Raw genomic sequence first — 15687 nt, forward strand, 5'->3', positions numbered from 1 at the left:
TAAATAAATATTATTAAGATTAGTATTTACTAATAGAATGAATAACTTATCTTTGCAGATTATTTAGACACCCTTACTTTTAACACTAGTCAGAATTAATTAGGTTTATACGAATATAATTTAACGATAAATGAAGAAAATTAGTCTCATCTTATTTTTTATTTCTACTGTGATTTTGGGCGCGAATGCTCAGTCGAAAGGTAGATTGTGTGACTTTGGGATCACTTTCGAAATTAGTAATAATGCAAGCTGGGGATATGGAGAGCCTGTAGTTCTTTCTGTTGAGCCATTTTCTCCTGCATCTAAAGCAGGCGTACAGGTAGGCGATGTAATAATGGAAGTAAATGGTGCTGCCACTTATTTGAGAAACTATCCTACTATAGCTTCATGGTTGTTTGATGCTACCACATCCGATATAAGATTAACGATTAGAAACGTAGATACTTATTTTAAGGAATACGAAATACAACGCGATTGCAAAAGTGTAAATGCTCTTAGTGAGTTTCATTTAGCAGATGCTTATGCGTTTTATAGTTTTGAAGATACAAACGAGCGTTCATTTTCTCTTCCCTTAAAAGTAGAGCCAAATACGAATGTTGATTTTTCGGACTATCATACTTTTGATTTTCTTAAGGAGGATACTTCGATGCCAGATGTTGATTATTATATAAATAGTCAGATAGAACAAGCATTAATCAGTAGAGGTTTGGTAAGAAGCTCTCAAGATCCTGATATTATTGTTCAGACTTATTATACATATCAGCCTAATTTGAAGTATAATGCAACTAGTAAGAGCAAAAGTTTGTATACGTGGAGATATGATACTGAAACCAAAGAAATGGTGAAGTTGCCTATTCTGTCTGCTGATGATACAAATGCTGAGGCTAAAGGACAATACATATTGGAGTTAGGGGTTCGTTTCTTTGATAGAAAATATATCAATAAAGAAAAAATGACTCAAATCTGGGATTGTCGTTCAAGAGAATTCCTTACTGAGGATTATGATATTCAGGAGTATGCCAGAATGCATGCGCCTTTATTGATGATGCAATACCCATACTCGTCAGCTAAAAATACAGCTAAATATGTGGTGAGTAAAAAGGGATTTAATTACACCGGTTTGAATTTTGATTCTAAAGATATCTCAATGATTACAGATGTGGATGCTAATTCGCCTGCTGCTCAAGCTGGAATTCGTCCAGGTGATCGTATCATGAAAGTCGGAAAAATTAAGTTTAATTATTCTAGTAGTGATTTGGAAAAGGGATATAGACGCTTTATTGTAGAGTCAATGCCTCTTAGAGATCCAAAAACACGCTTTATAGATGCTAATGGCTTCCCTGATTGTATGTATTGGAGTGTCAATAGATATGCAGAGGTAGCAGAATTATTTAAGAAAGAAAGCTTATATACGCCATGTTTTAGCTATCTTTACGCCTTCAATAAATACGTGTCGGGAGCTAATCCTCCAAGAACGCTAGATATTGAAGTGAAGAGCCAGGGGCAAAAGAAGTATGTAAAAGTAACTCCTCAGGTTCAACGATCAGTTGTCATAAAGGCACTTTAAGTACCCGAAGTTAAATTAAAATAATATATAACTTGGTGAGTAACATTAATCTGCTGCTCACCATTTTGAATTTAATATGATTACAGTTTCTAATTTAGGAATCCAGTTTGGGAAGAGAGTTTTGTTTCAGGATGTGAACTTAAAGTTTACACCGGGCAATTGTTATGGTATCATTGGAGCCAATGGTGCAGGTAAATCTACTTTCTTGAAAATATTGAGTGGAGAAAAGGATGCGACTCACGGGTCTTTTTCTTTAGCTCCTAATGAGCGTATGTCGGTTCTGTCTCAGGATCACTTTGCTTACGACGATCAAACCGTTATGGATACAGTGCTGCAAGGACATAGTATTCTTTCGGAGATAATGAAAGAAAAGGATGCATTGTATGCAAAAGAAGATTTCACGGATGCTGATGGTATCAGAGCATCTGAGTTGGAAGAGCGATTTGCTGAACTCGAAGGATGGAATGCCGAAAACGATGTTGCCAGTTTGTTGAGTGGTTTGGGTATCAAAGATGAATTTCATCAGCAAATGATGAGGGATATGAGTGGAAAGCAAAAAGTAAGAATCTTACTTGCTCGTGCTCTATTCGGAAATCCTGATAATCTACTACTGGATGAGCCTACCAATGACTTGGATATCGAGACAGTTATGTGGTTGGAGCAGTATCTTGCTAATTTTGAAAATACGGTATTGGTCGTATCTCACGACCGTCACTTTTTAGATTCGGTTTGTACACATACTGTTGATATTGATTTTGGTAAGATCAATATGTATGCAGGTAACTATAGTTTCTGGTACGAGTCAAGCCAATTAGCTTCACGTCAGCAAGCTCAACAAAACAAGAAAGCTGAGGAGAAGAAAAAAGAGTTGGAAGAGTTTATTCGTCGATTTAGTGCTAACGTTGCTAAGTCGAAACAAACTACCAGTCGTAAGAAAATGATAGAGAAACTTAATATTGAGGAAATTAAGCCATCATCGAGAAAATATCCGGGAATTATATTTGCTCCTGATCGTGAACCGGGAAATAAAATTTTGGAAGTTAATGGTCTTAGTAAGTCTATTGAAGGTGTAAACCTTTTTGATAATATAAGTTTTAATGTTGAAAAAGGTGATCATATTGTTTTCTTGTCGAAAGACCCAAGAGCAATGACTGCTTTTTTTGAAATTATAAATGGATATGATACTCCCGCACAAGGAACTTTCGAATGGGGACAAACCATCACGGAGGCATATCTTCCATTGGATAACTCAGAATATTTCAAAATAGATCAGAATCTAGTAGATTGGTTAGGTCAGTTTTCGGACGACACAAGTGAGATATATCTGAAAGGATTCTTAGGTCGAATGTTATTCTCGGGTGAAGAGGTTTTGAAGAGTGCAAAGGTGCTTTCTGGAGGCGAGAAAATGCGTTGTATGATAGCTCGTATGATGATGAAAAACGCAAACTGCCTTGTGCTTGATTCTCCAACAAATCACCTAGATCTTGAGTCTATTCAAGCTTTCAATAATACCTTGAAGCAATTTAAAGGAAATGTATTAATGTCTTCTCATGACCACGAATTTATACAAACAGTATGTAATCGTATCATAGAGCTTACTCCTAGCGGAGCGATTGATAAGCGTATGGATTATGATGATTATATTGTTTCTCCTGAAATAAAAGCTTTGAGAGAGAAAATGTATAATTAAGGTTTTAGACTTTTTTTATAGTCTGACAACATTTAAGTACAATATAAACAAAGGTTTGTGCCCAATGTTAAAGCCCCGAATAAATATTTGTTCGGGGCTTTAACATTCGTTAATCTTTAAGTATATCTATAAGAGTGCTGTTGATGTCTCTGAATTTAAACTGATATTCGTTTTCTTCTAGTTTTTTGGGGATAGCTCTTTGCCCATCCAAAAGAAGGGTTGATGCTTCTCCCATAAATAAAGATATAATTGCTGCCGGAACTTTAAATAAGCAAGGTCTATGTAGTGTATCGGCTAACCTTTTAGAAAACTCTTTATTGGTAACAGGTGTAGGGGCAGTCATGTTTATAGCTCCTTCAATTTGGGGTGTTACTAATATGTATTTTATAATGGAGACTACGTCTTTGATGTGTACCCACGAGATATATTGATTTCCGCTTCCAAGTATACTGCCTGCTCCAAGTTTGAAGATTGGTAATATCTTGGCTAACATACCTCCTTCTGTTGATAGTACAATTCCTGTTCGTAAAAGACATACTCGGGTTTTATCACTTTTAGCCTCCCTAGCGAAAGCTTCCCACGACTTGCAAAGCTTGTTTGTGAATTCTTCGTGTGGTTCTGTATCTTCTGTAATGATAATATCTTCTTTATTGCCATAATAACCAATGGCTGATCCGGATATAAATATTTGTGGAGGATTTTCTCCTGCTTTGATTAATTGAGATAGCTTTTTGGTTATTTGCCAACGGCTTTGGCAAAGACGCTGTTTTTGAATGGCTGTCCATTGTCTAGTGGCAATTGGTTCTCCAGCCAAATTTATTACGGCATCATATCCATCCAATGAAGTGAGTTTTTCAAGCGAGTCGTAATATTTTATACGACTGCCTAATATAGCTTCTGCTTTTTTTATATCTCGGCTCAAAGCGGTAACTGTATGACCTTCTTGTAAAAGATCAGCGATGAGTTTGCTTCCTATTAGGCCAGTTCCTCCTGTGATAAATATATTCATAACTAATTCTTTATAAAACGAACACTTATGTAGGGTTTTATGTTCTACAAGAGACAGAATAAAATCGCAGACTTTTTATTATTTAGGGTATTCAACTAACGATGGTTTCCAATCTAAAATGTGCGGTTGTAAAAACATAACAATATTTGATATTAGTGTTTGATATGAAGAAAAAACTACAGATTCTTATTCCAATTCTCATTTGTTTCTTTGTTGGGTTCATCGGAAGCTGTTTTCAAGCAGAGGCTATTAGTAATTGGTATCCTTATTTAAATAAACCAGATTTAACTCCTCCTAATGTTGTATTTCCTGTAGCGTGGAGTATTTTGTATGTGCTGATGGGGATATCTATAGGGCTGATTATGAATTCGAATAGTCGCAAGAAGAAATATTTCGTAAAGATATTTCTTCTTCAATTATTCTTAAACTTTACATGGAGTATTTCATTCTTTTATTTGCAAAGTCCCATTGCTGGATTAGTTAATATTGTTTTACTCGAGATTGTTATTATCTACTATGCTCTTAGTGTATATCCTATTCGACGGTTAAGTACTCTTTTGTTTGTTCCTTATGTATTATGGGTGAGTTTTGCCTCCTATCTAAACTTTTATATTCTGCTATATAACTGATATTTGAGTGCTTTTTTATTGGTAGGCAAACGAGTCTTATTTGTTGTAGGGTGAATAGAGCTAGTTTGCGTAGATTTTTTTCTGAATAAAATATGGTTTTATGCATACAAGAGTTATTGGTTAATGTGCTTTTGTTAACAGAAATAACTACCTTTGTGGCATTAAAAATGGATTTTAAGCTATGGAGTATAATTTCAAAGAAATAGAAAAACGTTGGCAAGACTTTTGGGTTAAAAATGAAACCTACAAAGTGAGTGAAGAAACCAATAAGCCTAAATACTATGTCCTCGATATGTTTCCCTATCCATCGGGAGCAGGTCTGCACGTGGGGCATCCTCTAGGTTATATTGCTTCCGATATATATGCTCGCCACAAACGTCTCCAAGGCTTTAATGTTTTGCATCCTATGGGATATGATGCTTACGGATTACCCGCAGAGCAATACGCTATACAAACAGGGCAACATCCGGTAATAACAACCAATCAAAATATCAACAGATATAAAGAACAATTGGATAAGATAGGCTTCTCTTTTGATTGGAGTCGCGAAATACGTACTTGTGAGCCCGAATATTATAAATGGACTCAGTGGGCATTTATCCAAATGTTCAATTCTTATTTCTGTAATGATGAGCAACAGGCTCGTCCTATTGAAGAATTAATTCAGGTTTTTGAATCGCAAGGAGCAGAAGCCTTGAATGTTGCGTGCAGTGAAGAATTATCTTTCTCTGCTGAAGAATGGAAAGCAAAATCTGAAAAAGAGCAACAAGAAATCTTATTGAACTATCGTATTGCTTATTTAGGTGAAACGATGGTTAACTGGTGCCCTGCTTTAGGAACAGTACTTGCTAATGATGAGGTGATTAACGGTTTGTCGGAACGTGGAGGCTATCCTGTTGAACAACGTAAAATGCGCCAATGGTGCTTGCGTGTTTCAGCTTATGCACAACGTTTGTTGGATGGGCTTGAAAAAATAGATTGGACTGACTCAATCAAAGAAACTCAGAAAAATTGGATTGGAAGATCGGAGGGGGCTGAAATGAAATTCAATGTAAAAGACTCAGATCTTTTGCTTGAAATATTTACCACTCGTGCCGATACTGTTTTTGGTGTGACTTTTATGGTATTAGCTCCCGAAAGTGATTATGTTTCTCGATTAACAAGTGAAGAGCAAAAAGCAGAAGTTGATGCTTATTTAGCAGCGACCAAAAAACGTACTGAAAGAGAACGTTTGGCGGATAAAAAAATATCAGGTGTCTTTACAGGATCATATGCAATCAACCCGATGAATGGTAAAGAAATTCCTATTTGGATTTCTGATTATGTACTTGCGGGATATGGTACAGGTGCTATTATGGCTGTACCTGCACATGATAGTCGTGATTATGCTTTTGCTAGACATTTCAATTTGCCTATTATTCCACTTGTAGAGGGATGTGATATATCGGAAGAAAGCTATGATGCCAAAGAGGGTATTGTTGTTAATTCTGACTTCTTAAACGGATTGACAGTTAAAGAAGCTATTGAGAAAGCAAAAGAGTATATCAAAGAGAAAAACTTAGGTCGTGTCAAAACTAATTATCGTTTGCGTGATGCAATATTTTCACGTCAACGTTATTGGGGAGAGCCTTTTCCTGTGTATTACAAGGATGGTTTTCCTTATATGTTACCTCTTGATAAATTACCTCTAGAGTTGCCCGAAGTAGATAAATTTTTACCTACAGAAACTGGTGAGCCTCCATTAGGACGTGCTACGAATTGGGCTTGGGACACAGTAAATGAAAAAGTAGTATCTGTTACAGAGATAAATAATACAACTATATTCCAATTGGAATTGAATACTATGCCTGGATTTGCAGGGTCTTCAGCATATTATTTAAGATATATGGATCCTCATAACGATAAGGCTCTGGTTTCTAAAGAATCTAATGAGTATTGGAGAAGTGTTGATTTGTATATTGGGGGGACTGAACATGCTACTGGTCACTTGATTTATAGTCGTTTTTGGAATAAGTTTCTATATGATATTAATATATCGTGTGAAGATGAGCCATTCAAGAAGCTGATTAACCAGGGAATGATTCAAGGGCGAAGCAGTTTTGTGTATCGTGTAAACGGTACTAATAAATTTGTGTCTTTGAATTTGAAAGATCAATACGAAACAACTTCTATTCATGTTGACGTAAATATTGTAGATAATGATATTTTAGATGTCGAAAAATTTAAAATTTGGCGTCCAGATTATGCCGAAGCTGAATTTATATTGGAAGATGGAAAATACATTTGTGGATATGGAGTTGAAAAAATGTCCAAATCATTGCATAATGTTGTAAATCCAGATGATATTGTAGAGAAATATGGTGCAGATACACTTCGTCTATATGAAATGTTTTTAGGGCCATTAGAATTGTCTAAGCCATGGGATACAAATGGTATTGATGGTGTGCATCGATTTTTACGCAAACTTTGGTCTTTATTCTATAAAGGAGAAGAGTTTGTTGTTGTGGATGAAGCTCCCACTAAAGATGAATTAAAAGCTTTGCATAAGCTGATAAAGAAAATATCTTTTGATATTGAGAATTTTTCATTCAATACATCAGTATCTGCTTCTATGATTTGTGTAAACGAGCTTACATCACTTAAGTGTAATAAGAAAGCTATATTAAATGAATTAGTTATTCTTTTAGCTCCTTTTGCTCCTCATATTGCAGAAGAGCTGTGGCATGCATTAGGTAATACGGCTACTGTGTGTGATGCTGTATGGCCTCAATATAATGAAGAGTATTTAGTTGAAAGTGTAATTAACTATACTATTTCCTTCAATGGTAAGGCACGTTTTACAATAGAATTTGCTGCTGAGACAACAAATGAGGAAATCGAAAAAACAGTACTAGCACATGCCAGTTCTGTAAAGTGGATGGAAGGTAAAACTCCTAAAAAAGTAATTATTGTCCCGAAGAAAATTGTAAACATAGTTCTGTAATAATTAAGCATATGCCTAAGAAGTATCTTAAAGAATTTTATTGGAAAGATTATCTCAATATTACATTAGGATTAGCTTTGTATGCTATTGGTCTGGTTGGTTTTATTAAACCTCAAGGCATTGTAACTGGTGGATCTACTGGGGTTGGTCTGGTTGTAGAGTACGCTACGGCTATTCCATTTCAATATACTTATCTTGCAATAAACTGTGTCCTTTTTGTCATTGCCTTAAAAGTCTTAGGCTTTAAATTTATGATAAAAACGATTTACGGAGTATTGATGCTGACAGCTCTTATTACTCTTTCCGAGAAGATAATAACAGAGGCCATTATTGAAAATGAGCCTCTCTTATCCGGTTTGATAGGTGGTATAATTTGTGGTGTTGGTGTTGGACTTGTGCTTAGTGTAAACGGGAGTACAGGAGGAACAGATACTATTATAGCTATTATTGGTAAATATAAAAATATCACTTTTGGAAGAGGTGTTCTCTTCTGTGATTTTGTAATTATATCATCTTCCTATTTCGTTTTTCATGATTATCAAAAAATAGTAGCTGGATTAATTGTATTAGGTGTTATGACTTATGCTATGGATATGATTATCAATGGTTCTAGGCAATCGGTTCAATATCTCATAATCTCAGATAAATATGATATAATAGCTGATGCTATAAATAAAGAATTACACAGAGGTTGTACCTTACTTGATGGAATGGGTTGGTATACAAAGAAATCGACTAAAATAATATTAGTACTTGCAAAGCGAACTGAATCTATCGAGATGTTTCGACTTATAAGAAGTATTGACGAGAAAGCCTTTATTTCACAAAGTACAGTACGGGGGGTATATGGTGAAGGTTTCGATAAAATCAGATAATATTCCAAATTTAAAGTAAAACGAGGTAAATATTATTATACAGTTTTATGGAATGATTAATGGATATCAATAATAAAAACATAGTTCTTACAGGTGCCTCGTCAGGAATTGGTTTGGCTATATTAAAACTATTACTTGGCTATAGAAGTGTACGAATTGTAGCAGTAGCGCGACATATTGAAACTATTCCATCTGTAGATGGAGTAGTTTTTCCTTTTTCTGCAGATTTGAGTAATGAATCAGGTGTAGATTGTTTGTTTGAATATACACAGTCTCTTTTTGGTGATATTGATATTTTTATAGCGAATGCAGGATATGCGTATTTAGAAAAATTATCTAATCCCGATTGGAAGCATATTGAGAATATCTTTGCATTAAATACTTTTTCTCCAATTTACTCTTTGCAAAAGTTGGCAAAGCAAGATGTCAATAAATCAACTTGCTTTGTTTCTACAATTTCTGGTGTAGCACAAGTCTCCTTACCTTATTATTCATTGTATTGTTCTACAAAAGCTGCTCTACATCAGTTTATAGAAGCCTATAGGTACGAGTCAAGTCCTAAATTACATATTATGGCGGTGTATCCGGTTGCTACTCGAACTTCTTTTTTTGAAAAAGCGGCAAATGAAAAACAGCCTCCTATTCCCTTTCTTTCACAATCTTCCGATACTGTTGCTAAAGCAATTATAAGAGGAATAGAGAAGGATAAAAAGCAAGTCTATCCCTCTTTTCTGTTTCGAATATTTAAAATCATTGGACAAAACTTCCCTTTTATATTTTCCTTATACTCACTCTCAGAGAAAAGAAAAGTAGATAAAAATCTACACTTGTGATATATTGACTAAATTTGCAGTCTGTTCATCATAAACTTATTAGCAATAAACGATTTGGCTAAAGGCAATAAATCATATACACAGATTCTAAAATCGACAAGCATCTTTGGTGGCTCTCAGGTTATGACTATTATTATTGGTATTATCCGTAATAAGATTTTAGCAATTTTACTGGGTGTTGCTGGTGTTGGCTTGATTAGTATATATCAGTCGACATTGGATATGATTAAATCTGTGTCTAGCTTAGGGATCGAAACTACAGGTGTGAGGGAAATAGCTGCTATCCCTGAAGAAGATAAAAACCGATTAAATCATATTGTATCAATAATAGATCGGTGGGCATTAATATTTGCAATATTAGGTGCTGCTATTTGTCTCCTGTTTTGCTATCCCATTAGTTTATGGGTTTTTGAAGATGCTTCTCATGCATATCAATTTGCATTGCTTTCTGTTGCTATGTTTTTTATGATTTTAGCTGCTGGACAAGCGGTCGTTCTGCAAGGACTTAGGCGAATATCATATATGGTGAAATCTGCCATTATTTGGAATGCTCTAGGTTTAATTTTTTCGGTGCCACTCTATTACTTCTATCGTTTAGATGCCATAGTTCCAGTCTTTATTATGGTAAGTATTGCCATGTTTTTAAGTGCCTATTTTTATCGAAGAAAAATTGACGTAGAATCTGTGTCTGTATCGTTTGAGGAATTAAAGAATAGAGGAGCTTCTGTCTTTCGAGTAGGTATATTTATCGTCTTAGCTTCAATTTTGACTACTTTCAGCTTTTTTCTAGTGAGAGCCTTTCTTTCTAAAAATGCGGGATTAGAATCTGTCGGATTGTTTCAGGCTGCATGGACTATAACCAATGTTTATTTGATGCTAATTTTGAAATCAATGGGCTCAGATTTCTATCCTCGTTTGTGTGCTGTTGTTACAGATAATGCTAAAACAAAACAATTGATAAATGAGCAGACATATATCGTTTTAATTGTGGCTGTCCCCATGATAGTTTCTTTATTGCTGTTTTCGAAAATAGCTTTGTCCTTACTTTACTCTTCGGAGTTTGATGGAGCTGCATCTATTCTGAATTGGCAGATCCTAGGAACTTTCTTTAAGGTTTTATCGTGGCCTTTAGGTTTTATTCTTTTAGCAAAAGGTAAAGGGCTAATCTATTTCTTTTCGGAAACATTGTTCCTCATTCTTTATATTGGAAGTATGTATTGTTTATTTCCGTTTTATGATTTCGATTCGGTTGGTATAGCATATCTCATTGCTTATTCTATATATTTACCTTTGGTTTTCGTGTTAAGTCGCAAGTTGAGTCGGTTTGAGTGGACTAAAGAAAATCTTGTGATAGGTTTTATTAGTTTTATTCTAGTTTTATTAGCTTTTTGCATTGTTAAATATGCCTCAAATTATGCTATTATTGCAGGAATACCTGTTTTAGTGGTATCATTGTCTTTATCATTCTATAAATTGAATAAGGTCTTTCCCCTCAAATCTATGTTCGATTTGTTTAAGAAGTAAGATGATAATAAATATTTTACAATAGTTCTAATTAGTCATAACTCAAAACGTTGTATTTTTGTCTAAAATAGATAAACTAAATATGCTTAAACATTCAATCACGAGTGTAAAAAAAGACGTGATCCGTAATTTACTATTAGTCGTATCAGGTATAATAGTCATTTCTTGTGCCAGTATTGGATCTCCATCTGGTGGAGATTATGATTTTGATCCTCCTCAGGTTGTATCATCAACACCCACTCCGAATCAAACATTCGTTAAAAATGGCAAAGTGCAAATTATATTTGACGAGCTTGTTCAGATAGAAAAGCCTATGGAGAAGGTTATTGTGACACCTCCTCAGAGGAATTTTCCGATAATTCGTGCCCAAAATAATAGAGTAATAGTTGAGCTAAAAGATACGCTATTAGCTAATACAACTTATACGATAGACTTTACGGATGCCATTGTAGATAATAATGAGAAGAATGCATTAGAAAATTTTGCATTGTCTTTTTCTACGGGAGAGGTTGTAGATACTTTGTCTATTTCGGGTAAAGTGCTGGCTGCGCATAATCTTGAACCTGTATCGGGTATGTATGTTGGCATACATTCTAATTTATCTGATACATCATTTACAAAACTGCCATTTAAGAGAATTTCAAGAACCAATGAGTTGGGTCGATTTACAATAAAAGGTATAGCTCCGGGAGAATATAAACTGTATGCTTTAGATGATGTAAACAGAGACTATAAATATGACAATCCTGCTGAAGCAATTGCTTTCTTAGAAACGATTATTGTACCTACTGTAGAAGGAGCTGTTCGCGAGGATACTATCTTTAATAAAGATTTGACTATTGATACTGTCCGTACTGTAAACTATACGAAGTTCTTGCCCGATAATATGGTACTGAGATCTTTTACTTCTGATTTCAAACGACAATATTTACAAAAGCATGAACGTTTGACTGATGATATAATCTCTATTTACTTTGGTGCACCTACAGTTATGCCTAAAATAGAGCCTTTGGATATTCCATATAGTATATCAGAATGGTCGGTGCTTGAACGGACAGCTGGTAATGATACCCTGAAATTCTGGATAACGGAAAAGGCTATTGCCAATATGGACACTATAAATTTGCGAGTGTCTTATAGTAAGACCGATTCGTTGAATTTATTACAACCTGTAACGGATACTCTGAAATTTATCAATAGGACTAAGAAAAAGGCTGAGCCTAAAGATGATAAAAAGAAAGGCAAAGATAAAGAGCCAGAGATAACATTCTTAGCTCTCAATACTAATATTGCCCAAACGTTTGATGTTTATAGAAATATTGATATTGAATTTGATCTTCCCGTAAAGGACTTCGAGAAAGGTAAAATTCATTTAGGGCAGAAAGTTGATTCTATGTATTCTGATGTAGATTATATTCTTACGCAAGACAGTCTTAACCCTCGAAAATATCAACTACAACATAAGTGGAAATTTGGAGAAGAATACCGATTTGCTGTAGACTCTGGAGCTGTGCATAGTTACAACGGTTTGTGGAATGATAAATTGGAAACTCTCTTTAAAATTAAAAAGTTGGATGAATATGGGTCGTTCATATTTTATATGTCGAACTTACCGGATAGTATACCTGCTTTTGTTGAATTGTTAGATAAGTCTGATAAAGCAATGTATCAAGCAACCGTTAAAGATGGGGTTGCGTCTTTCGAATTTATTAATCCGGGAATATATTATGCACGAGTTATAGTGGATAATAATGGAAACGGAAAATGGGATACAGGAGAGTACTCGGAAATGAGACAGCCCGAAATGGTATATTATTATTCAAAGGCTCTTGACCTTAAACCGTTCTGGGAGATAAAAGAATATTGGGATGTTCTTTGGGCTCCATTGGATAAGCAAAAACCATTGGATATTACGAAGAATAAACCGAAGGATGACGAGAAACGTAAAAAAGCAATGGAGCGAAGAGATGCTCAAAACGCAAAGAAAGAATCAGAACAAAATAGGAATAGAAATAACGCAAATGGGATGAATCAAAACCAGAACCGAAATACTGGGAATAATTATAATTCATCGTATTGAAAATAAAAACAGAAATTTACAACAGACAATGAAGTTATTAAATAAACTAACAATTTTATTGGTAATGTCGTTATTGACGATAACCAATGCGTCGTCGCAATGTAGTGTTGATAATAAATACTTTGATGCTGGCGAGCAATTAAGTTATGACCTTTATATAAAATTTGCGGCTACAATTAAAGGTGGATACGCAACACTATCTACTCAAAATGTAAAATATGAGGGAAAGGATGCCTATAAAATGACTCTGATTTCCGAATCGCAAGGGTTTGCACGAAAAGTATTTGAATTAAGTGATACTTTGGCTTGCTATACTACAAAAGGAATCTTGCCATTGGCATATTTCAAGGATGCGCATGAAGGCGGAGACTATACTAAAGAAAGATTGACATACTCATACCCAGGAGGTAATAACGTGAAGATTCGTGCAATACGACATAAGAATGGAGATTTTAAGTTTGACGAGACTCTTAGCTTTTCGGGTTGTACATATGATCTGATGAGTGTTCTTTTTTATGCTCGTACACTTGATTATCCTCAGATGAAAAACGGAACAGAGACAAAAGTCAATTTTGTTACAGGGAAATCAAAAGTTAGTATGCGAATTGTTTATAATGGAAAAGAAGCTGTAAAAGCTAATGACGATAAGAAATATAATTGCCTGAAATTGACATTGTACATTCACGATGATGCTTTTGATGGAGGAAAAGAGGCTATGAAAGTATATATTACAGATGATAATAATCGTATGCCTGTTAAATTAGAAACTAAACTTAAAGTAGGTTCTACTCGAGCTGTCTTGAAAAGCTATAAAGGAGTTAAGCATGCAGTGAATGTTGTAAAATAAGATTTGCTAATGCTCGTTTAGAGCTTTAGTAGTTTATACCTCAATAGACAAAGTCGTAAAAAAAATCGTATATTTGTACGGAATACATTAATAATAAGAACAATAAAAATTTATGTCAAAAGAATTATTGCCCAATCTACCTTATCTGGTTGCAGACATTAGTCTAGCTGATTTTGGTAGAAAAGAAATAGAGATAGGTGAGCATGAGATGCCAGGTCTAATGGCTCTTCGTGAAAAATATGGAGATTCTAAGCCATTGAAAGGTGCTCGCATTATGGGATCACTTCACATGACTATCCAAACGGCGGTTTTGATAGAAACATTGACAACACTGGGAGCTGATGTTCGCTGGTGTAGTTGCAATATATTTTCTACACAAGATCATGCAGCTGCTGCAATAGCTGCTTCTGGTGTTCCTGTATTTGCTTGGAAAGGCGAAACATTAGAAGAATACTGGTGGTGTACCGAGCAGGCTCTTAACTTCCCTGGAGGTAAAGGTCCTAATTTGATTGTTGACGATGGTGGTGATGCTACATTGTTGATCCATTGGGGATTCAAAGCTGAGGATGATGCTAAAACAATAGATCGTAAAGGAGCTAATCACGAAGAACAAGTTATTCTTGATACTCTAAACAAGATATTGAAAGAAGATAATCAAAGATGGCATCGTACGGTAGCCGATTGGAAAGGTGTTTCAGAAGAAACTACTACAGGTGTACATCGTCTTTATCAGATGATGGAGCGTGGTGAATTATTGATTCCTGCTATCAATGTAAATGACTCGGTTACAAAATCGAAATTTGATAATCTATATGGATGTCGTGAGTCATTAGCTGATGGTATCAAACGTGCTACCGATGTAATGATTGCGGGAAAAGTTGCTGTTGTTGCTGGTTATGGTGATGTTGGTAAAGGTTGTGCTCATTCGTTACGTTCATACGGAGCTCGCGTTATTGTTACTGAGATCGATCCTATCTGTGCGCTACAAGCTGCTATGGAAGGTTTCGAAGTGACAACTATGGAAGAGGCTGTAAAAGAAGGTAATATTTATGTTACTACAACGGGTAACAAAGATATTATTACAATAGATCACATGAAAGCGATGAAAGATCAGGCTATCGTTTGTAATATCGGTCACTTCGACAATGAGATACAAGTAGATAAGCTGGTTACTTTTGCAGGTGTGAAACATACAAATATTAAACCTCAGGTAGATAAATATACATTCCCAACAGGTAACTCTATATTCTTATTAGCAGAAGGTCGTTTGGTGAATTTAGGTTGTGCAACAGGTCACCCATCGTTTGTGATGAGTAATTCATTCACAAATCAAACATTGGCTCAAATAGAATTATGGCAAAAAGATTATGCAGTAGGTGTATATCGTTTGCCTAAGCATTTGGACGAAGAGGTTGCCCGTTTACACTTAGCTCAAATTGGTGTTAGGTTAACCAAACTTACTCCAGAGCAAGCTGCTTATTTGGATGTGCCCGTAGATGGTCCATTCAAGGCAGACCATTATAGATATTAATATCGTAGAACTGTTTATTAGTTTTATAACTAATTATATATAGCAGCCGAATCTGAGCAGATTCGGCTGCTTTTATTTTAGAAAGTAATATTTGTTACAAATCTCTCATCTGTAATTAT

Annotated in this window: 11 protein-coding genes; 10 read left to right on the forward strand and 1 reads right to left on the reverse strand. The window is 35.1% G+C overall.

From position 1 onward, the window contains the following. The first annotated feature begins 130 nt into the window (after positions 1-130). Positions 131-1567: a PDZ domain-containing protein gene (locus HGC4_RS16685; RefSeq protein ID WP_050711273.1), complete on the forward strand. Its 1437-nt coding sequence runs from the start codon at positions 131-133 to the stop codon at positions 1565-1567. A 76-nt stretch (positions 1568-1643) separates the two neighbouring features. Beyond that, positions 1644-3257, forward strand: a complete 1614-nt coding sequence (locus HGC4_RS16690) for an ABC-F family ATP-binding cassette domain-containing protein (RefSeq protein ID WP_050711274.1) — start codon at positions 1644-1646, stop codon at positions 3255-3257. A 109-nt stretch (positions 3258-3366) separates the two neighbouring features. Here HGC4_RS16690 and HGC4_RS16695 read toward each other — a convergent pair whose 3' ends face one another. Further along, the gene (locus tag HGC4_RS16695) at positions 3367-4266 is read right to left on the reverse strand and encodes a TIGR01777 family oxidoreductase (protein ID WP_050711275.1); all 900 of its coding nucleotides are present in this window, start codon (positions 4264-4266) and stop codon (positions 3367-3369) included. Positions 4267-4430: 164 nt separating this feature from the next. On the opposite strand from HGC4_RS16695, the gene HGC4_RS16700 reads away from it, so the two are divergent. The 8 genes from HGC4_RS16700 to ahcY all read left to right on the forward strand — a co-directional run bounded on the left by HGC4_RS16700 (position 4431) and on the right by ahcY (position 15568). Further along, positions 4431-4895 carry a TspO/MBR family protein gene (locus HGC4_RS16700; RefSeq protein WP_050711276.1) on the forward strand — a complete coding sequence of 155 codons (465 nt, stop codon included), beginning with the start codon at positions 4431-4433 and terminating at the stop codon, positions 4893-4895. A gap of 181 nt (positions 4896-5076) precedes the next feature. After that, entirely contained in the window at positions 5077-7878 is a 2802-nt protein-coding gene (gene leuS, locus HGC4_RS16705) for a leucine--tRNA ligase (RefSeq protein WP_050711277.1), read from the forward strand. An 11-nt stretch (positions 7879-7889) separates the two neighbouring features. Continuing rightward, positions 7890-8753: a YitT family protein gene (locus HGC4_RS16710; RefSeq protein ID WP_050711278.1), complete on the forward strand. Its 864-nt coding sequence runs from the start codon at positions 7890-7892 to the stop codon at positions 8751-8753. A 59-nt stretch (positions 8754-8812) separates the two neighbouring features. Continuing rightward, positions 8813-9586 (forward strand): SDR family NAD(P)-dependent oxidoreductase, encoded by a 774-nt coding sequence (locus tag HGC4_RS16715; protein WP_050711279.1) that lies wholly within the window; start codon positions 8813-8815, stop codon positions 9584-9586. Between the two features lie 54 nt (positions 9587-9640). Next, the gene (locus HGC4_RS16720; protein ID WP_050711280.1) at positions 9641-11110 is read left to right on the forward strand and encodes an O-antigen translocase; all 1470 of its coding nucleotides are present in this window, start codon (positions 9641-9643) and stop codon (positions 11108-11110) included. Positions 11111-11192: 82 nt separating this feature from the next. Beyond that, the gene (locus tag HGC4_RS16725; RefSeq protein WP_050711281.1) at positions 11193-13190 is read left to right on the forward strand and encodes an Ig-like domain-containing protein; all 1998 of its coding nucleotides are present in this window, start codon (positions 11193-11195) and stop codon (positions 13188-13190) included. Between the two features lie 28 nt (positions 13191-13218). Next, on the forward strand, positions 13219-14037 hold the full coding sequence (locus HGC4_RS16730) for a DUF3108 domain-containing protein (protein WP_050711282.1): 819 nt from the start codon (positions 13219-13221) through the stop codon (positions 14035-14037). 112 nt (positions 14038-14149) lie between these two features. After that, complete coding sequence (ahcY, locus tag HGC4_RS16735) at positions 14150-15568, forward strand: adenosylhomocysteinase (RefSeq protein ID WP_050711283.1); 1419 nt, start codon at positions 14150-14152, stop codon at positions 15566-15568. The last annotated feature ends 119 nt before the right edge of the window (positions 15569-15687 follow it).

This window comes from Dysgonomonas sp. HGC4 (assembly GCF_001261715.1).
In the GTDB taxonomy this organism is placed as follows: Bacteria; Bacteroidota; Bacteroidia; order Bacteroidales; family Dysgonomonadaceae; genus Dysgonomonas_A.

Coding starts and splice junctions, on each gene's coding strand:
- HGC4_RS16685 (WP_050711273.1), top strand. CDS start 131: ATGAAGAAAATTAGTCTCATCTTATTTTTTATTTCTACTGTGATTTTG.
- HGC4_RS16690 (WP_050711274.1), top strand. CDS start 1,644: ATGATTACAGTTTCTAATTTAGGAATCCAGTTTGGGAAGAGAGTTTTG.
- HGC4_RS16695 (WP_050711275.1), bottom strand. CDS start 4,266: ATGAATATATTTATCACAGGAGGAACTGGCCTAATAGGAAGCAAACTC.
- HGC4_RS16700 (WP_050711276.1), top strand. CDS start 4,431: ATGAAGAAAAAACTACAGATTCTTATTCCAATTCTCATTTGTTTCTTT.
- leuS (WP_050711277.1), top strand. CDS start 5,077: ATGGAGTATAATTTCAAAGAAATAGAAAAACGTTGGCAAGACTTTTGG.
- HGC4_RS16710 (WP_050711278.1), top strand. CDS start 7,890: ATGCCTAAGAAGTATCTTAAAGAATTTTATTGGAAAGATTATCTCAAT.
- HGC4_RS16715 (WP_050711279.1), top strand. CDS start 8,813: ATGGATATCAATAATAAAAACATAGTTCTTACAGGTGCCTCGTCAGGA.
- HGC4_RS16725 (WP_050711281.1), top strand. CDS start 11,193: ATGCTTAAACATTCAATCACGAGTGTAAAAAAAGACGTGATCCGTAAT.
- HGC4_RS16730 (WP_050711282.1), top strand. CDS start 13,219: ATGAAGTTATTAAATAAACTAACAATTTTATTGGTAATGTCGTTATTG.
- ahcY (WP_050711283.1), top strand. CDS start 14,150: ATGTCAAAAGAATTATTGCCCAATCTACCTTATCTGGTTGCAGACATT.